16 protein-coding genes and 1 tRNA gene are annotated in these 19,040 nt (G+C 51.7%); 13 read left to right on the top strand and 4 right to left on the bottom strand.

Translation table 11 applies throughout. The features are described 5' to 3' along the window. The first annotated feature begins 17 nt into the window (after positions 1-17). Both FC49_RS05660 and FC49_RS05655 read left to right on the top strand, forming a co-directional pair. Positions 18-677 (top strand): uracil-DNA glycosylase, encoded by a 660-nt coding sequence (locus FC49_RS05660; RefSeq protein WP_082603559.1) that lies wholly within the window; start codon positions 18-20, stop codon positions 675-677. Positions 678-748: 71 nt separating this feature from the next. Continuing rightward, positions 749-2,224: an MFS transporter gene (locus FC49_RS05655; RefSeq protein WP_056984487.1), complete on the top strand. Its 1,476-nt coding sequence runs from the start codon at positions 749-751 to the stop codon at positions 2,222-2,224. 54 nt (positions 2,225-2,278) lie between these two features. Here the strand turns inward: FC49_RS05655 and FC49_RS05650 are convergent, their stop codons facing one another. Continuing rightward, a complete protein-coding gene (locus FC49_RS05650) occupies positions 2,279-3,604 on the bottom strand; it encodes a replication-associated recombination protein A (RefSeq protein ID WP_056984486.1) in 1,326 nt (441 codons plus the stop codon). Between the two features lie 105 nt (positions 3,605-3,709). Here FC49_RS05650 and FC49_RS05645 point away from each other — a divergent pair, with 105 nt between their 5' ends. The 3 genes from FC49_RS05645 to FC49_RS05635 all read left to right on the top strand — a co-directional run bounded on the left by FC49_RS05645 (position 3,710) and on the right by FC49_RS05635 (position 6,404). Beyond that, positions 3,710-4,696 carry an alpha/beta hydrolase fold domain-containing protein gene (locus FC49_RS05645; RefSeq protein WP_056984485.1) on the top strand — a complete coding sequence of 329 codons (987 nt, stop codon included), beginning with the start codon at positions 3,710-3,712 and terminating at the stop codon, positions 4,694-4,696. Between the two features lie 18 nt (positions 4,697-4,714). Beyond that, on the top strand, positions 4,715-5,287 hold the full coding sequence (locus tag FC49_RS05640) for a DJ-1 family glyoxalase III (protein ID WP_003713722.1): 573 nt from the start codon (positions 4,715-4,717) through the stop codon (positions 5,285-5,287). 139 nt (positions 5,288-5,426) lie between these two features. After that, the gene (locus tag FC49_RS05635) at positions 5,427-6,404 is read left to right on the top strand and encodes a linear amide C-N hydrolase (protein WP_056984484.1); all 978 of its coding nucleotides are present in this window, start codon (positions 5,427-5,429) and stop codon (positions 6,402-6,404) included. A 207-nt stretch (positions 6,405-6,611) separates the two neighbouring features. Here the strand turns inward: FC49_RS05635 and mprF are convergent, their stop codons facing one another. Then, positions 6,612-9,194, bottom strand: coding sequence for a bifunctional lysylphosphatidylglycerol flippase/synthetase MprF (mprF, locus tag FC49_RS05630; protein ID WP_056984483.1), 2,583 nt, complete (start codon positions 9,192-9,194; stop codon positions 6,612-6,614). A 134-nt stretch (positions 9,195-9,328) separates the two neighbouring features. On the opposite strand from mprF, the gene FC49_RS05625 reads away from it, so the two are divergent. After that, positions 9,329-9,403 (top strand) — tRNA-Asp (locus FC49_RS05625). A 65-nt stretch (positions 9,404-9,468) separates the two neighbouring features. After that, entirely contained in the window at positions 9,469-10,338 is an 870-nt protein-coding gene (locus FC49_RS05620) for an RluA family pseudouridine synthase (protein ID WP_003713697.1), read from the top strand. A 68-nt stretch (positions 10,339-10,406) separates the two neighbouring features. On the opposite strand, the gene FC49_RS05615 is transcribed toward FC49_RS05620, so the two are convergent. Both FC49_RS05615 and FC49_RS05610 read right to left on the bottom strand, forming a co-directional pair. Continuing rightward, entirely contained in the window at positions 10,407-11,135 is a 729-nt protein-coding gene (locus FC49_RS05615) for a DUF4811 domain-containing protein (protein WP_003713711.1), read from the bottom strand. Continuing rightward, positions 11,132-12,574 (bottom strand): MDR family MFS transporter, encoded by a 1,443-nt coding sequence (locus FC49_RS05610; protein ID WP_176605840.1) that lies wholly within the window; start codon positions 12,572-12,574, stop codon positions 11,132-11,134. Before FC49_RS05610 ends, FC49_RS05615 begins: the two co-directional genes overlap by 4 nt. A gap of 198 nt (positions 12,575-12,772) precedes the next feature. Between FC49_RS05610 and FC49_RS05605 the strand changes: the two genes are divergently transcribed. The 6 genes from FC49_RS05605 to FC49_RS05580 all read left to right on the top strand — a co-directional run bounded on the left by FC49_RS05605 (position 12,773) and on the right by FC49_RS05580 (position 19,004). Then, entirely contained in the window at positions 12,773-13,219 is a 447-nt protein-coding gene (locus FC49_RS05605; RefSeq protein ID WP_003713715.1) for a MerR family transcriptional regulator, read from the top strand. Positions 13,220-13,277: 58 nt separating this feature from the next. Beyond that, positions 13,278-13,625 (top strand): hypothetical protein, encoded by a 348-nt coding sequence (locus tag FC49_RS05600; protein ID WP_003713686.1) that lies wholly within the window; start codon positions 13,278-13,280, stop codon positions 13,623-13,625. A gap of 385 nt (positions 13,626-14,010) precedes the next feature. Further along, the gene (gene rnjA, locus FC49_RS05595; protein WP_056984482.1) at positions 14,011-15,846 is read left to right on the top strand and encodes a ribonuclease J1; all 1,836 of its coding nucleotides are present in this window, start codon (positions 14,011-14,013) and stop codon (positions 15,844-15,846) included. A 156-nt stretch (positions 15,847-16,002) separates the two neighbouring features. Beyond that, complete coding sequence (locus tag FC49_RS05590; protein ID WP_056984481.1) at positions 16,003-17,193, top strand: CPBP family intramembrane glutamic endopeptidase; 1,191 nt, start codon at positions 16,003-16,005, stop codon at positions 17,191-17,193. Positions 17,194-17,205: 12 nt separating this feature from the next. Next, positions 17,206-18,111 (top strand): proline iminopeptidase, encoded by a 906-nt coding sequence (gene pepI, locus FC49_RS05585; protein ID WP_056984480.1) that lies wholly within the window; start codon positions 17,206-17,208, stop codon positions 18,109-18,111. Positions 18,112-18,122: 11 nt separating this feature from the next. Next, positions 18,123-19,004, top strand: a complete 882-nt coding sequence (locus tag FC49_RS05580) for a sulfite exporter TauE/SafE family protein (RefSeq protein ID WP_056984479.1) — start codon at positions 18,123-18,125, stop codon at positions 19,002-19,004. Positions 19,005-19,040: the final 36 nt, after the last annotated feature.

Raw genomic sequence — 19,040 nt, 5'->3', positions numbered from 1 at the left:
AAACAAGGTGAGCTAGAGTGATAATTAAATACCCCCAAGAGCTACTGAAACAGGTTCGGGAACGGACTGCTGGCCGTCAGCTGGCGGGTTTTACCCCTGGGCAGGGACCGCTGCACCCGGACATAATGCTGGTCGGTGAAGCGCCGGGCCGACATGAAGAGCAGGTGAACATACCGTTCTCTGGGGCTTCAGGACAGGAGCTGATGAAGCTCCTCAACTCGATCGGCTATTCGCGGGACAATACCTACATCACCAGTGTTGTCCGCCAGCGACCGTACTCCATTAAACAGGTGCGGGATAAGAAAACCGGTGAGCTGGTCGAGAAGCGGCCGAACCGGACACCGACGAAAAAAGAGGTGCTGGCCTTTGCACCGTTATTCGACTGGGAGCTGGCAACGGTTGCGCCGCGGATTATCGTGCCGCTTGGTAATACGGCCCTGCAACGCTTGCTGGGACCGACCGCCAACATCGGTGAATTGCACGGGCAAAAGCTGGTGCGGCCGATTCAGCAGGCGGCTTCGGACGGCAAGGGCTACCAGTGGTCGACTGACGATTACACCCTAGTGCCGATGTATCATCCGGCCGCAATCCTGTATGCCCGACGGCTCCTGCCAACAGTGCAGGCAGACTGGCAGAAGCTGGGCCAAGTGGTGACTGCCGGGGTGAAGAAAGAATAATTAAGCAGAAGGGGTCTTATGTTAGGAACCCTTCTTTTTTGTAGAGAGTAAGCATTTAAGGAGGTAACAGTTTGGAAAATCACCGACGAAGATCATTAGTTACGGGGGCGCTCCTCCTTTCAAACATCATGGCGGGGATGGACGCGACGATTGTCAATACGGCTCTGCCTGCCATCACCAGTGACCTGCACGGTTTACAGTACATGGGCTGGATCGTTGCCACCTTCCTGCTCGGGATAGCGGTAGCAACCCCGCTGTGGAGTAAGATGGGGGAGCACCAGGGCAACAAGCGGGCTTACATCACCGCTACCGTCCTGTTTGTCATCGGAGCTATCTTTCAAGGGCTGGCGCCAAACATCACCTGGTTCATCATTGCCCGGACCGTGATGGGGATTGGGGCCGGGGGGATGAACACCATCCCCTTTATTGTCTACGCGGAGATTTACCAGAACCTGCGGAAACGGGCCGCGGTACTCGGAATTTCCAGCGCCTGTTTCGGAACGGCCTCGATTATTGGTCCCCTGCTCGGTGGCTGGATTGTGGATACCCTGAGCTGGCACTGGGTTTTCTACGTCAACGTCCCGATTGCTTTGCTAGCGATTACCTTAGTGGCAATTTTCTACCAGAGTCCCAAGCGGCAGGCGGCGGGGAAGCCGGTTGACTACCTCGGTGCCTGTCTGCTGGTGGTGAGCCTGGTGACGATTCTAGTGGCCGTCCAGCTGATTGGCAGTGCAAGCGGCTGGCTGGTCACCCTGCTCCTTGTCATTGGCCTGCTCCTCCTGGTTTGGATGGTGCGGGTCGATAGTCAGGCTGCCGACCCGATCGTGCCGAGCCGCCTGTTTAAAAATCGTGAACTGGTAATTGACTTCCTGCTCTTCGTGATTATCTGGGGCTCGTTCATTGCCTTTGTAACCTACATTCCGATGTGGGCGCAGGGATTGCTGGGTCTGAGCGCCCTCCTCGGGGGGATGACCCAGATTCCCGGGGCCGTGACCAACTTCATCGGCTCCGAGCTGGTTCCTTTGCTCCAGGACCGCTGGGGCAAGTACTGGCTAGTCACCTGCGGGGCAGCAACGATCTTTATCGCCTTTGTTGGCATCCTGCTGGGTGGCCAGCGGGCGCCGTTCTGGCTCCTTTTGCTGATGGGGGCCTTTGAAGGTTTTGGCGTCGGACTGGTCTTCAACATTTTGCAAATCAGCGTCCAGACCGACGCGGAACTCCGCGACGTACCGATTGCAACCTCGCTGGGCTACCTTTTGCGAATTTTGAGCCAGACCCTAATGGCGGCGGTCTACGGGGTGATTTTAAACCAGGAGCTCTTCCGGGGCGTCCAAAAGTACCACGGCGATATTACGATGCGGATGCTAAACAAGCTCTCCAACGCGGAGACGGCTAACCAGCTGCCCCACGCGCTGGTGCCAACGATGCGGCAGATTTTGTACAGCGGTTACCGGAACATCGTCATTGCGGCGGTGGTCCTGATTGTGCTATCGTTATTAATCGTTGTACCATTAGCGTTGCGGAGTCATCCACAAAAAGTTAGATAGTAAAAAACGGTCCTCATACTGGCGATAATACCGGTATAAGGACCGTTTTTTTGCTTAATCTGGATGCTGAGCGTGCCACTGCTTGATTTGGGCCAGTCGGGCTTTAAAACGCGCTTCCCGTCCAGAAGCGGTTGGCTGGTAGAAATGCTCATCCTTAATTTCCGGGGGAATCGTTGTCATGGTGGTCAGCTTATCCTTGCTATCATGGGCATATTGGTAGCCCTTGCCGTAACCCAGGTCAGCCATCAGCTTGGTGGGAGCATTGCGGATTTGCAGGGGAACGGGAAGGTTGCCCGTTTTCTTGATGACCCGTTTGGCCCGCTGACGGGCGGCGTAAACGGCGTTTGACTTGGGCGCGCAGGCAAGGTAAATCACACACTCCGTCAGGTGGACGTCACATTCGGGCATCCCCAGAAATTGGCAGGCCTGAAAGGTGTTGATAGCGACGTTTAGGGCGTTGGTATCGGCTAGACCGATGTCCTCACTGGCAAAGCGAACTAGCCGCCGGGCAATGTAGAGCGGGTCTTCACCGCCGTCCAGCATTCGGGAACACCAGTAGACCGCCGCGTCGACGTCACTGTTGCGCATCGACTTGTGGAGGGCGGAGATGATGTTATAGTGCTCCTCGTTGTGTTTGTCGTAGCGCAGGGACTTGGTGTTGATGAGCTGACTGAGGTCTTGTTCGGTGATGGTGACCTTTTTGCCCTCGCGTTTGCCATTGAGGACTGCCATCTCGAGGGTGTTCAGGGCAACCCGGGCGTCCCCGTTGGCGAACTGGGCAATCAGGTGGATGGCGTCGGGTTGACAGTCCACTTCCAGCTGGGGAAAGGCCGCGGGGTGGGCCAAGGCCCGTTTGATGACCTCCTCTAGGTCGGCGGTAGTCAGAGATTTGAGGACGAAGACCTTACACCGGCTGAGCAGGGCGGAGTTGATCTCAAAGGACGGGTTTTCGGTCGTGGCGCCAATCAGGATGATACTGCCCCGCTCGACGAAGGGCAGGAAAGCATCCTGCTGGGCCTTGTTGAAACGGTGGATTTCGTCAATGAAGCAGATGGTGCGCTCACCATATTCCCGGTTCTGCTCGGCTTCCTGCATGAGCTTGCGGATATCTTTAATGCTGCTCGTAACCGCGGAGAAGGTGACGAAATGGGCCTTGGTCTGCTGAGCAATGATTTCCGCCAGGGTGGTTTTGCCGACACCGGGTGGTCCCCAGAAGATTAACGAGGAGAGCTGGTCGTTTTCGATTAGCTCCCGGAGAACCCGGTGGGGACCAATCAGGTGCTGCTGACCGACGAATTCAGCGAGGGTGCTGGGGCGAACCCGGTTAGCGAGTGGCGTCGCTCCTGAATTGCTCTGGGCAAATAATGATTCTTGATGCATACTAGCACTTCCTTTGCCCCTATTCTAAATTAAATCTTAACAAAATTGAATAAGTAAGCGTGTTACGATTGTAAGTAAAGGACAGGAAAAAGGAGCGACAGGGTGATGGAACGATTGAAATTATGGCGGTCGGGAATTGCCGGCCGGGTTACCGACAACTTTGAATCAAGCATGAAGGAGCTGCGTCGCTGTGGTCACAACCGTTCTAACAAGTCGACCTTTGTGGAAATGGGGATCCAACTGAGCGGCTTCAAACACGCCTTAGCGGACCCCCAGGCTTTTGCTCAGCTGGTTGCTGCGTCCCGGCAGGCTAACAGCCAGGCTTACGTGATGCCGGACGTGCAGTTTACGGTACGGCTCCATCAGGCCTTACAGGATGGGATGCCAATCTATACCTTGAATGAGCAGGGAGCCGGGCAACGGACAATCGTTTATTTAGCAGGTGGGGCCTACCTCCAACAGCCCGACAAGACCCATTGGGAGTACTTGAACCGGCTGGCCCAGCGCACTGGGGCCCGCGTGATTGTGCCGCTCTACCCCCTGGCGCCTAATAACAACTTTCGGGCGGCCTACCAGCAGTTGGCTGAGCTGTATGTCAGCCTGTACGAGAACCTGCCCGCAAGTGATATTACCCTGATGGGCGATTCGGCTGGCGGGGGGCTGGCACTGGGCTTTAGTGAATACCTTGGCCGGCGGGGGCTGCCGCAGCCGGGGCACCTAATTCTCTTTTCCCCGTGGCTGGACCTGGACCTGCAAAACCCGTTGGTAGCAAAGTATGAAGAAGCCGATGTCACCCTGGCTAGCTGGGGCCTTCGGCAAATCGGCCAGTTGTGGGCTGGGGATGTCAATCACCGTGACTACCGCCTAAGCCCGCTTTATGGCAACCTGGACCAGGTCCGTGACATCCATTTAGTTGCAGGAACCCGGGAAATAATGTACCCTGATGTTAACGCGCTCGTTCAAAAGCTACGGGATGCTCAGATACCGGTGGACTACCATGTCGGCCGGCGCCTGTTTCACATTTACCCGCTCTATCAGATTCCAGAAGCGGACGCGGTAATGGAAATGGTTGTTAAAGTAGTGAACAAGTAGCTTGATGAGGTGATTATTTTGACAAAAGTAGCAGTTGTATTTGCACCTGGTTGTGAAGAAGTCGAGGGACTAACGATTGTGGATGTCCTGCGGCGAATGGGAGTCGAAGTCACAATGGTCGGCTTGGAGGGCCAAGTAGTCCCGGGTGCCCACCAGATTGAATTAACCTGTGATACGGTCTTAGATGACCACTTGCTGGACTACGACCTGGTCGCCTTTCCGGGTGGCCGCGGTGGTGCCCAAAAGTTGAGTGCCAACAAGCAGCTGGCAGACTTGATGCGGCAGCGGAACGTAGCGGGCAAGTGGAACGCGGCAATGTGTGCGGCCCCGACCGCCCTGGCTACGTATGGCCTGCTGGATCACTGCGACTACACCTGCTTCCCAGGCTTTGAGAAAGAAATTGCTCAGCTGGCAACCGATGCCCACTTCAAGGAAGACATTACGGTCGTTGACGAAGGCGGCAAGGTTGTTACCAGCCGGGGGCCAGCAACGGCCATGGCGTTCGCCTTCCGGATTGCCGAAGTGCTCGGCCTGGATACTAAGCAGATCAAGCACGAGATGCTGTATGATTATTTGATGGAACAAAAATAAAAGTGAGACTAAAGGGTCCTGCGAGAACTGAGGCGTTTTGCCTCCAATTTCCCACGGGACCCTCAATTATTTCCCGGGACATATTAATTGGCACCTCCCCAAAACTCCTTATAATAATTAAGTAAGAGGAGGGAGCGCAATGTGTACGAGTATTTACCAGGTTACTTTGGACCGAACCCACTTACTGGCTCGGACGATGGACTGGCCGGTGCTAGCCGTCTCACCGCTATTCTTACCCCGGCACTTTAAATGGGCGTCGGTTTACCACCACCGGGTTTATGAAAATAAGTATGCCCTGGTTGGTGGCGGGAGTTTGTCCGCAAGTCGGGCTGACCTTTCTGATGGCGTCAATGAGTATGGCTTAATGGCCCAGAAACTGACTTTCGATAACGGGGCCCGCCTGGTTGACGAGCCGAATCCCGCTAAGGTCCAGCTGGCGGCCTATGAATTTGTCCTCTACCTGCTGGGCAATTTCAAGTCGGTGGCGGACCTGGTCGACCACCTGGCGGAGATTGAGTTGATGAGTGACGTGCACAACGATATAAAGTTTGGCAAGTCCGAGATGCACTTCGCCCTCGCTGACTCGACTGGCCGAGTAGTGGTGGTGGAGCCAACCCGGCAACCGATGCGGGTGATTGAAAATCCCCTCGGCGTGGTGACTAATAGTCCCGACTATGATCGTCAGCTCCGCCAGATGGAGAAGTATGTTGACTTTACGCCAGCCTTCCGGGCGGGGCAGGTGCCGTTGAATACGCCCCGGGTGACAACCGGCCGGCTCTCCGGCAAGGCCAATCCGCCTGGCTATTATTCGCCAAGTGCCCGCTTCGTCCGGGCTGCTTACCTCCGTGAGCGGGCGGACGTGCCGACTGACAAGCTAGCGGGGGTGACCAGTGAGTTTCACCTGTTGGACAGCGTCACTGTTCCCCAAAACCGCCGCCACCAGCCGACTTACTCGGTGTACCGGTCCGTGACGGTGGCAGAAAGCCGGGAGTATTACTTCCAGTCCTACCACCGGGGTGATACTACCAAGTTGCAGTTAACGGACGAGATGCTGGCGTGGACCCGGCCCAAGGTCTACCACCTGCCCGACCGCTTGACGGTGCGGGAAATTAAATAACGAGGATGTAAATAGGGGCTGGGAATTAACTCAGCCTCTTCAATATTTTAAAGTTAGTAATGCCTCAGCGCAGTAGCTGGCTGGCAGGTCAAACGCTGATAAATCAGCATTTGACCAACCCCAAATAGGCTTGCTACGCGTCGTAGCCATCCTTGCGGAGGTGGGACGACGAACTAGACAAGCTAGTTCTGTCCCACTCTCCATTGTCTACTTCAACCACCACATCCAGAGGTGGTGCTTCTGCTGGTCGATGCGTTGGTTGACGACACTGACGACAATCAGCATATTTGCTACCAGCGAATTCTTCTTGCGGTAGGCAATGTAGCGGGGCGACCAGATGGACGCGTACTTATCCTTGTAGCGGCGCAAACCTTGAAAGCCGTAGAGATGGTAGCCATACTCGTAGATGAAGTGGGCGACCTTTTCTTCGATGAAGCTGAATTGGTATTCACCAACGTTGGAAAGGGGCGCCATCCCGAGGTCAAAGTAGGTATAGCCATTTTCCTGGCCGTACTGGTACATGCTGATGAAGATTTTGTCCATGATTCCAGACGGGGCGTCCTTGCTGTGCCGCATCAGGTCGATGGTCAGCACTTCCTTGCCACCCGTTGGCATGAAGGTGGCAAAGGCAACCAGCTTACCATCCTTATCCCGGACCAAGCCGACGGGGGCCTGGTTGATGTAGTAAGGGTCAAAGAAGCCCAGGGAGAAGCCCTTTTCGACCTGCTCGCCCAGCCAGCTGTCGGAAACCCGTTTGAGCTCTTGCATCAGCTGGTCATCAAACGGCGGCTGGACGACGCTAAACTGGTAGCCTTCCCGGTCAAACTTGTGCATCAGAGCCCGCTGCGAGCGCTGCTTCTTACCAGCCAGGGTGAAGTCAGCCAAGGTAACCAGACCGCTTTCCCCAATCTTGATAAAGTCAAAGCCGAATTCGTGCAACAGCAGGGTAAGGTCACTTGAAACTTCGTAAAAGACAATCTCATAGTCATACTCATCGGCGGTGCGGACAAATTCCCGGATGGCATCACGGAGAACGGCCTGGTTACCAACTGGGTCGCCCATGACCACTAGCCGGTCGTATTTTCGCCGGTACATGATGAACAGCTGGTCTTTGCCATCCTGCTGGTAGAAGTAGATACTTTTATCGCGTAAGAAGGCCAGGTGGCTGGTCTCACTCCCGCCAAACTGGTCGATGACGGCCCGGACCCGGTCGGCGTTGAAACTCCGCACGTGGTTGAAGGGGTCAAAGCCAGCAATAAAGTAGCGGATAATGATGAACATCAGGAGCAGTCCTAAACCGAGCCCCAATAGTCCGGATAACCAGACCTTTTCACCGGGGAAAAAGAGGAAGCTCGGAATGTGGTGCTTGCTCATGTACTGGGGAGCGTTGATCACGCCGACGAGGACGTACAGGATGAAACTGCCGGCAAAAATCAGGCCGTCAATGGCAAACTTACCGATGGAGTACTGCAATTTCTTCCGGTACAAAATATGACGGGACATCAGGACTAGCAGGAAGACGATTGCCAGGTAGATGGTCAGCCGGAGGGTCCCGAGGTTCCAAATAGTGTTAGCAATCCCAATCAGGAGGAGTAGCAAAGTCGGCAGGTAGGCCCGCCGTACCTTAGACTGTAATCCCCGTGCGCAGGCCAGCATGGCGATGGCAAAAAGAACCGTAGTCAGCTGGTGGATAAAGAAGAAAGTGTAGGGGTACAGCTTTTGGACAATTTTATTTTCCGCGGTGAGGTCGGGAATGGAAGCGGTCAAAAGCATCAGGATTCCAGACAGGTACATGAAGGCGGTAATTAGGTAGTAGGCCGCCTTGCGCAGCAGCATTAGCGGCAGCCCGTCAAAGAAATCGTTGACCTGGCGGGCCAGGTTATGGACGAACATCAGGCCGGCCAGTAGCAACGGAACGATGTAGTAGAAAATCCGGAAAAGCAGGAGCCAGATGACAATAGTGGTCCGCGGCACCCCTAACAAGGAGAGCTCAAAAATCATCATGACATCAAAGGACCCCAGGGCACCCGGAATCATTGACAGGACCCCCAGCACCTGGGCGACCGCGTAAAGGGGCAGGACGTTAATGAGGTTTTCCCGGACCCCCAGGCACCAGCCGACCAGGAGGAAGAAGAGGGCCACAAAGAGCCATTCCAAGGTCGAGCTGCCGACAATGAATGCTTCTAGCTTGGGGGTAACTTCCTTGAAGAGTTTATTGTTATTGATGACCGTAAAATAGAAAACGACTGGGAAGTAGAGGCCGCCACCGATGAGCCAGATTGAGTACTGGTTGAAGTGCCCGCCGTCATGAAAGCCGAACATGATGATCAAGGCAATCCAGCAGAGAATCGACAGGCCGGAGAGGAGGAAGACCGCAATTTTGGAGATTGCCAGCAGGATTTCCTTTTTACTAGCGTTTTTGCGGTAAAAGTAGGCCCGCAGCGTGGCCCCGAGGATTCCCCCGAAGCCGGCGATGTTAGTCAGGGTGTTGGTAATCCAGCCGCAGCGGATAACGTAGGACTTGTTAAACTTGCCCGGCAGAAAGTGAAGGATTGCAAAGTCATACCCGAGCATTGGAACCACGGCGACACAGCCGGCGACGAAGAGGAGGACGATGTTTGCCCAGGAGAGGTTCGCCAGGCCCGTGCCGACTTGCTGCCACTTAACGGTCTTAAAGAAGTTGCCAAGGGCGTGGATGACAAAGATGAGGACCGAAGTGACGAATAGGAGCTTGATTATTCGAGAATATTTTTCCCACCAGGTAACCAGGTGCTTACCAAGTGTTTGCATAGTTAATTACTCCCCCTTAATGTTTTAGTACAGTATTATCATTATAAGCTATTCTGAAATTAATTATGGGGAATTTCCTGATTTTTAGTTGACGGGTGCAAGAAAATTTCGTATACTTTTATTTGTTGTCAAATGGTCCGTTGGTCTAGTTGGTTTAGGACGCATCCCTGTCACGGATGAGATCACGAGTTCGAGTCTCGTACGGACCGTATATGATATGTGAGAGGTTGGGTGATTGCCCAGCCTCTTTTTTTGATTTGTCAGGAGGTTAATAATGGAAGCAACGTGGCAATATACTGGTCAGGAACCAGTGAAAATCAAGAAGTTTTTGCAGTCACTGGGGATGGGGCACCGGCTCTTCAATGAAATCAAGAAGGGGCAGGGGCAATTCCTGGTTGATCACCGGGTGGTGCGGCCGACAACCCAGATCTTACCGAACCAGCCCCTAACCATTCAGGTGGCTCCCGAAACGGCTGATCCCACGGTAGCGGTGAGCCATGAGCCGCTGAAGGTGGCTTATGAGGATGATAACTGGCTGGTGGTCGATAAGCCAGCGGGGGTGTCTTCAATTCCAGGGCCAACCACCAGCAACGGGACGATTTTAAACCGGGTCAAGGGTTATCTGGAGGAGCAGGGGAGCGAGGATTTGCGGCCCCACCTGATTACCCGTTTGGACCGGTTCACCAGCGGCCTGCTCCTGGTCGCCAAACACCACGTGGCGTCGAGTATGATCAGTCAGCAGGTCCAGCAGCACCGGATGCTCAAGGAATACACGGCAGTTGTCAGTGGAAGATTTGCTGATGACCATGGCGTTATCGACCAGCCGATTGCCCGGCGGGAGGGCCAAGTCGCCCGGGTGATTGCGCCGGATGGACAACGAGCCGTCACCGAATACTGGGTTGAGGACCAGGGCGTTGACTGGGCTCGCCTCCGCCTGCAACTGCACACCGGCCGGACCCACCAGATTCGCGTCCACATGGCTTCGGCAGGCCACCCGCTGATCGGTGACCACTTATACGGTGGTGACATGACCAGGGCCGACCACCAGCTCCTACACGCCAGCAAGATTTCCTTCCTGGATCCCTTTAGTCAAAAGCAGCTAACATTTACGTCATCGCTGCCAGAAGAATTTAATGGATTTTAAAAGCAACCACCCTATGATTACTCAGAATGAACTTGAGCAATCATAGGGTGGTTTTACTGTTACTAGGTTTACTTAGTGCTTTTCAGCATCTCTTTGACCATCTGGCCCTGCAGCCGCTGTTCGGCTTGTTGTGAAACCTGTTGAATCTGCTGGGCAGTCATGTGGGGGTTCTTTGCTAACGCCGCTTGGACGGCACTGGCAACCGCGGTCTTGCCCTGCTGTTGCGCCCTTGCCTGAGCCTGCTTAGCGGCTGGTGACTGGGCGATCTTCTTCAGTCGGTCCGCCTGTTTAACCGTCAGCTTAACGTAGGTGCGGGGGTATTCCAAGGTATTCGTCCGCTTGACCAGGGTCCCGTCCATCCCGGACCACATGTAGAGAGCGGCGAAGAAGCTATTGTTATAGCGCCAGCGGGTTTCCGTGGTTACCAGCTCGGGGGTTGCCCGGTCTGTCCACTTGATTTTACTTGTCGTGAACTCGTTGGCCTGGGTGTGGTTAGCTGTCTTTTGCCGTTCCTGAACGTTGTAAATATACACGTCGTCGCGACCACTGCTACCAACTGGCTGGTAGAGGGCTAACGGCATAGTAGAGTTAGAAGCCGAGTAAATTGACTTGCGGGTCGTGGTCGTTACCTGGTGCATTCCAAAGTGGTGGCTGTAATTGAGGGTCATTACGAGGGTTGAGCCGACAAAGAGCAGTCCACAGAGCGTAGATAAGATTAGCTGGGGAACCCGGCGTTCGATGAACATGATGCTGGCAAACATTGCGATTGCTGCGCCAAACATGATGATAATGATCATTGCTTATCAGCCCCTTCCTTAATGTCTTTGGAGTCCAGCTCAAGGTGAATTCCGTTACCGCTCGTTACCAGGAAGGTCAAGGCAAGACCGACTAGTGCAAACCCGACTGCAAACCAGAAGGCGGCGTGGTAGCCCTGCAGGGTCGCGTCAAACATCTGTGACTTGTATTGCAGTGGCGATTGTTCGAGCAGGGTGTGCGCCGGTTTGCTGTTGTTGGTAACGTTGGTCAGGACAGAAATCATAATGGCTGTTCCCACGGAAGTAGCAACTTGGCGGATCGTGTTGTTGACGGCGGTCCCGTGGGAAATCAGGTTAAATGGCAGGGAGTTCATCCCGGCGGTAGTAACCGGCATCATGACCATTGAAATCCCAAACATCCGGACGGCGTATAGGAAGATGATATAGATAGTCGGTGTTTCCCGGGTAATAAATGCGAACGGCAGGGTCCCAACGGTTAGGATGAACATCCCGGTAACTGCCAACCGCTTGGCCCCGTGGCGGTCAAAGAGGTTCCCGGTAATCGGGCTCATAATTCCCATCAGCAGGGCCCCAAATAGGAGGGTTAACCCAGAATGGAAAGCTGACATACCGTGAATAATCTGCAGGTAGAGTGGGATAACAAGTTCGACCCCCACCATGGCCATCATGACGATGGAACTTAAAATGGTGGCGAGGGTAAATTCACCACTGGCGAAAACCTTGAATTCCAGGAAGGGTTCGTCGAGCTTGTTCTGCCGCAATACCAGGAAGATGACTAAGATAGCCCCGATGATAATGGAAGCGAGGACGACCGGGTCTGTCCAGCCCTTATCACCGACACTAGAAAAGCCGTAGAGCATACTGCCGAAGCCGGCGGTGGACAGAATCACTGACAGCCAGTCCAGGTGCGGCTTATTGTTCGGAATGACGTTCTTTACCAAGAAGAAGCTGGCAACAATAACGACCCCGGCAATTGGAACAATCATTCCGAAGAGCCAGCGCCAGCTGAAATTGTCAATGACCCATCCAGAGAGAGTAGGCCCGATCGCGGGGGCCAGGCCGATGACCAGCCCGTTAATTCCCATTGCGGCCCCCCGCTTCTCCGGTGGGTAAATGGTTAGCATGATGTTTTGCATCAGGGGCATGTTGATCCCAACCCCGACGGCCTGAACCAAGCGGGCTGCCAGCAGGACGGGGAATGATGGTGCCAACCAGGCCATCACCGTTCCGACTTCAAAGATAACCATTGCGATCACAAAGAGTCCCTTGGTGTTGAAACGGCTGCTTAAAAAGGCGGAGATGGGAATCATGATTCCGTTGACCATCAAAAAGCCAGTCGTCAGCCATTGAACGGTCGACGTACTGATGTCAAAAGCATCCATCAGGGCCGGAAAGGCAGTCGAGAGAATGGTCTGGTTAAGAATTGTGCAGAAAGCACCGATGAGGAGGACGATGACCATCAGCTGCCGGTTATAGGGGCGGCCGTTGATGTCAAGGGTAGCTTGTTCAGCGTCATTCACAGATAAAACCTCTTTTCCAGGAAAGTTAACGAGTATGAATGATAAGACTATTTAGTATCTTTGTCAAATAATTTGACAAGAATGGCTGATAATCGTTAAAATATGAAAATGAATTATTACTGTATTGGAGGAGACAAAGTGCTGGGGAAACAGTTTCGACAGTTGATTACTAATGATCATTTACGGATTAGCATGACCGAACTAGCCCACGTGACGGGGGTCTCGACGAGCCAGATTCGTTACTGGGAACGAAAGGGCTATATTTCATCAAAGCAGAGTGATAAGAATAAGAACCACTACTTTAGTTTTCTGACCCTTTTTCGGGTGGCAACGATCAAATATTTTCTTGACCAGGGCTTTACCCTGGCAACCGCGGTGAAAAAGGAACGGGAGCGTCAGGAGCTGGGGAAGATTTTTCGAACTTTTATTGCCGACCAGGTCAAGGCGATTACGCAGCTGGGACCGAAGAAGGGGGAAGTTGCTCTGGGGACCTTGGCAAATGACCCTGAGAAGGAAGTTTACGCAATTGTCGATCAAGACGGAACCAGACTTTACAGCCGGCCGGTAAGTAAGGACCGCGGCTAACCAAGATCCGTTGTTTGTGGTATGGTGGATGTAAAGTTAAGAAAGGGAAGCGGTATTTGTGAGTACAGAAGGAAAGAGTTATCAGGATTTAAGCGCGGACGCCCAAGCAACGGCCTTAAAGTCATTTATTGCCTTTTACGTGGACCAGTACAAGCGGGAGAGCTTGGAAATCCTCGGGTCCGAAGTCGATAACGGCCTCATCAGTTCCATTAACGAGATTCTTGACCAGAACAGTTTTATGGGCCGGGGAGAGTTGGTAGCGGAGAGCCTACGCCTTTCTAAGCCGTACTATGAAGAAATACTAGCCAAGCTGCCGGCAATTAATTTTACTGATGATGGTGAGCCGGTCGAGGACTGGCAAACAGCTTGGGAAAGTCAGGAAGAAGAATTGCCGACGGAAGACTGATTCTAAGGCTGAAGACGGAATGGGGGATGGTACCATCTCACTCCACCCTAAAGCCAGCGATTTGGCGATACTCGCGACGGTACGAATAGGAAATATAAGTAGGGCTTCAGGGTTCGGCCTTTGCCGGGCACTGGAGCCTGTTTGCGTTTTGCGTTGCTCACGGTTATCTAGCTAAGGGGATTTCCGGCACTTGCTCTTTTACTACCCCTAACCCCAGAGATGTGTTAAAATAAACTTAGTTTTACGTACGGATTTTAAATGATAGTAATTAGCTAAATGAATACTCGTTGCCGACCTTGTGCAGACAAAGCGGCTCTTTTAGCTTACTGATTTTTCCGTTATGACAGTAACGTTAATAAAAATCGATAAAGGAAAGAAAGGTACTATGGCAAAATTAAAGATTAAGAATAATGAAGTGGCCTTTTATGCAATGGGGGGCCTAGGTGAAATTGGTAAGAACATGTACTGTGTTCAGTTTCAGGATGAAATCATCATCATTGACTGCGGGGTCCTCTTCCCAGAGGACGAACTGCTCGGGGTCGATTACGTTATCCAGAATTACGACTACCTGATTGAAAACAAGGACAAGATCAAGGGGATTTTTATCACCCACGGTCACGAAGACCACATTGGGGGTCTGCCGTTCTTCTTGCAGAAGGTCAATGCACCAATTTACGCGGGGCCGTTTGCAATGTCCTTGATCAAGGGGAAGCTGGAAGAAAAGCACCTCTTGCGGAATGCGGAGTTGCACGAAATCAACGAATTTGACGAAGTGCACTTCAAGAAGCTCTGGGTCAGCTTCTTCCGGACGACCCACTCAATTCCCGACACCCTGGGGGTTGCTGTTCACACCCCACAGGGTACCATCATCCAGACCGGGGACTTCAAGTTTGACCTGACGCCGGTTGGTGGTCTACCGGGTCCTAACCTGCAACAGATGGCTAAGCTCGGTGATGAAGGCGTTCTGCTTTTGACGTCTGATAGTACGAACGCGGAGCGGCCGCAGTTTACCAAGTCCGAGCGCTGGGTCGATATTCACATTCGGCGGATTTTTGAACGAATTAAGGGCCGGATTATTTTCGCTTCCTTCGCTTCCAATGTTTACCGGCTCCGGGAAGCCTCGGACGCCGCAATTGCTCAGGGCCGGAAGATTGCGGTCTTTGGCCGGAGTATGGAAAACGCGATTGCCGCGGGGCAGGAACTGGGCTACCTTAATATCCCGGAGGATGCCCTGATCGACCAGAATGAAATTAACAACTACCCGCCGGAGAAAGTTTTGATCATGTGTACTGGTTCCCAGGGTGAACCGATGGCTGCATTGAGCCGGATTGCCAACGGGACCCACCGGCAGATTACCATCCAGCCGGACGATACGGTGGTCTTCTCCAGTAACCCAATTCCAGGGAACACCACCAGCGTCAACGCTTTGATTAACAAACTGGAAGAAAGTGGCGCCAACGTCATCCACGGTTACGTTAATAATATCCACACTTCGGGACACGGTGGCCAGATTGATGAAGAATTCATGCTTCGCTTGATGAAGCCAAAGTTCTTTGCACCAGTCCACGGGGAATACCGGATGCAAAAGATTCACACCAAGCTGGCTGAACTGACTGGGGTGCCGCGGGAGAACAGCTTTATCCTGGCTAACGGGGATGTTTTGGCCCTGACCAAGGATAGTTGCCGGATTGCCGACCACATCGACAGCGTCAGTGATGTGTACATTGATGGTCGGGATGCTGGTGATACGGTTGGTAACCCAGAAATTCGTGAACGGCGTCTGCTGTCCGAAGAAGGGGTTGTGACGGCCATTGCGGTGGTTGACCTCAAGGACTACCAAATCGTTGCCGGTCCTGATATTGTTTCGCGGGGCTTTGTCTACATGCACGAGTCGCAAGAGCTGATTAAGGCTGCTAACCACGAAGTCTTCTGGGCGATTCTGAATACCTTCAAGAACCACAAGCACGTGGATCAGCGGGCATTAAACCGGACGATTGTCAGCCGCCTGCAGAAGCTGCTCTTTGAGCGGACTGGTCGCCGGCCCGTAATTATCCCAATGGTAACGATTCTGAACGGTAATAATCGTTCTGAGAACCATCATTACCGCCACCCCAACCATAATCGTCGTGGGAAGGAAAATGAAAAGCGGCCAGCAAACCATTCCAAGCATGAAGGAAAGGGGAATGGCCAGCAACGGAAAGAAGAAGCTGTGAAGGCTTAAATTGTAAAAAACTTCCAGAGTCAATATGGCGCTGGAAGTTTTTTTATGGTTAGGGATGGTGCTTTTATTAATTTCTGCTTAAAACCGGTTAAAAACTCTGTTATCATCAATACTAGCAATTATTTTCGAGATCTAAGCTGAAAGGAAGAAACCTATATGACCGGAAGAGATTATTTGAGGATCTGGTATCGGGTGCAGATTGGCACAACCCTATTAGTGTTGGCCATGATGATGGTCCGTAATTTTGAAATGGGCCGACAGCGAGTTGCGAGTGGATTGTTCCTGTTGGTCATCATCCTTTTGATTGGCCTGTTAGTAGAATTGATCCCGCAGCTGCCGGCGGTGGTTCAACGGGGGAACGCCTGGTTGCAAGGGGTCCCGCAGCCCTTCATTTTAGTGATTGCCTGGGATGTTATTACCCGGGAAATAATTACCCTGCTGCGGCTACCGTCGCGCGGCGTTGTCTCCTTAATGATTATCTACTACCTGCTAATGTTTGCGCCCTTTGCCAGTGTTATTGGTGGGCAGCTGAAATTGAGCATAGAACGTTTTGTTTTCGCGTTACTGACCTTTCAGGTTGTCTTGATTCCGCTGATTGCTTTGCCGACTGACTTAATCAATAATCATTTCTTATTGCAAACACTGTCGACGGGGGCGGTGGGCGCGGGAGCCTACTTTATTTTAATTATGACGGCAATGCGGGCCTGGCACCTATCCTGGCCGGGTTTAAAGCCTCATTGGAGCGGTGACTTTAATTGGTGGCTGTTCCTTGGCCTAGTAGTGCTTGACTTATTCATAACGATGGTAAATGCTGGCGGAATGCCGTCCTTGCGCCGCCTCAACTGGTCGGTTCTTCTTATGGCCTTTAGGGCTGCTGTTGCCGAGGAAACTCTTTTTCGCTTTGCAATTCTGGGGATTCTATTTTATGCCTGGCGTCATTATCAACACCGCCTTCCGCTTGCGTTGGCTACCAGTAGTGTTTTGTTTGGCTTGGCACACTTGGCAAATGTGGCTGAACAAGCCTGGAGTGTGACCGTCTTTCAAGTGGTCGCTGCCGGAGGATTAGGACTCTTTTTCGCAGTTGTTTATGTCTACACTGGACAGTTGTGGTTAACGATGGTAATGCATGGCCTTTTTGACCTGCTGAGTTTTATGGCAACGGGGACGACAACTATAAAGGGGAGTCAAGTTACCCTAGCTGACTGGTCGTTTGTTGCCGGCGAACTGGTCATCTTTATCCTGGTGACTGCTTTGATGATGTTTGGGCAGCGTCGTCGCGTAATGGAACGCCACGTTGCCCGGTTAACCGGGGATAAGCAGCGGTTTGGCTTTCAGATTCGATATTAAGAAGGAAAAAGTATGGTAAAAGTGCAAACGGGTTATATGCCCTTTGGAAAGTATCAAACATACTATCGAATCGTTGGCGAGGCCACCACGAAAGCACCGTTAGTGTTAATCCATGGTGGGCCAGGCTCAACGCATAATTATTTTGAAGTATTAGATGAATTGGCGGAAACTAATCAGCGTCAGTTAATTATGTATGACCAGATTGGCTGTGGTCAATCATCCTGTCCTGATAATCATGCGGCGGAAATTTATCGGGCCCAAATATGGTTGGAGGAGTTAGTTGCGTTACGGCATTTCCTGCAATTAGACAGGATTCACCTTCTTGGTCAGTCCTGGGGTGGAATGTTAGAAATTATGTATTTATGTGATCTCCACCCACGAGGAGTGCTGTCGGGAATCTTGGCAAGTACGCTTCCTGCTTCTTGGTTGTGGAGCAAGGAGCTTCACCGGTTGATCAAGTTTATGCCTGATAATGAACAGGCTGCAATTAGGCGGGCTGAAAAGACAAAAGACTTCACAAATGGTGATTATCAAAGTGCCAATCACCATTTCATGGCAATGCATTGTAATGCACCACTATCATCAACGGATCCCGAACCGCTTCTGCGACCCAAGCGTGAGGGAAAGCAAGCATATTTGACAGCTTGGGGGCCAAATGAGTATACGCCAATTGGTAATTTACAATCCTTTGATTATCTTGAACAGCTGCATAAAATTAAAATTCCGATGTTGATTACCAGTGGGACAGATGATCTTTGTACACCCTATGTAGCTAAAACGATGTATGATCGTTTACCCAATGCGAAGTGGGAGCTTTTTGAAGGCTGCCGGCATATGTCGTTTGTTGAAAAACGTGAGCAGTATTTACACGTTTTGGCTTCTTGGCTGGATATGAATGATAAGAAAAATGTTAGTTAGGAGAGAGGAAGATGAATGCGGAATTAATAACTATCCTCATATTAGGGATACTAACGGTTTATCAGATCGTTATTTTTGGTCATGATTTGATTGTTAATAGGAATCAAATCAAGGACGGCAATTTCTTGGTAACTGGGGTCATCGGTTTTTTTACTAATTTTTGTGATTCTTTAGGAATTGGTTCTTATGCACCGACGACAATGCTATTAAAATTAACCAAGTCGTTAAAAAACGATAAGCTCCTTCCGGGGACACTAAATGTTGCGTGTGCACTACCGGTAATGACCGAAGCATTTTTATATATTGGCAACTTTAAGGTTGATGGTACGACGCTATTGTCAATGGTAATTGCTGCTATGATTGGTTCGTTCGCAGGTGCTAAGATTGTTTCACGTTTGGATGAAAAAAAGATTGAAATTATTGTTGGAATTGCCTTAGCAGTAACTGCGGTCTTAATGATTTTATCTGCCACGGGGGTAATTACTAAATTAGGTGCTAATAACGTTGCTACTGGCTTTCATGGCTGGAAATTGGTAGTAGCTTGTGCTGTTAACTGTATTTTGGGTGCATTAATGTCGGCAGGGATTGGACTATATGCGCCGTGCATGGCATTGGTTTATCTTCTAGGAATGAATCCAATTGTTGCGTTCCCAATCATGATGTCTTCATGTGCTTCGACTATGCCAATTGCTGCAGCTGAATTTATTAAGAAGAATGAATATGCTCGGATGCCTTCAATTGCTATTACCCTTTTTGGTTGTGTTGGTGTTGTGATTGCCGTAACGTTTGTTAAGTCGCTTAATCTGACGGTATTGATGTGGCTTGTCATTGCAGTAATGATATACACTTCCGTGCTGATGCTGATTGAGGGAAGTAAGAAGTTTAGAATGTAAAAAAAGAGGTTGGGAATTAACTCAACCTCTTTAATA

The organism is Limosilactobacillus oris DSM 4864 (assembly GCF_001434465.1).
Lineage (GTDB): Bacteria > Bacillota > Bacilli > Lactobacillales > Lactobacillaceae > Limosilactobacillus > Limosilactobacillus oris.
The sequence above is the reverse complement of the archived record's forward strand: the minus strand, read 5'-3'. Positions and strand labels throughout refer to the sequence as shown.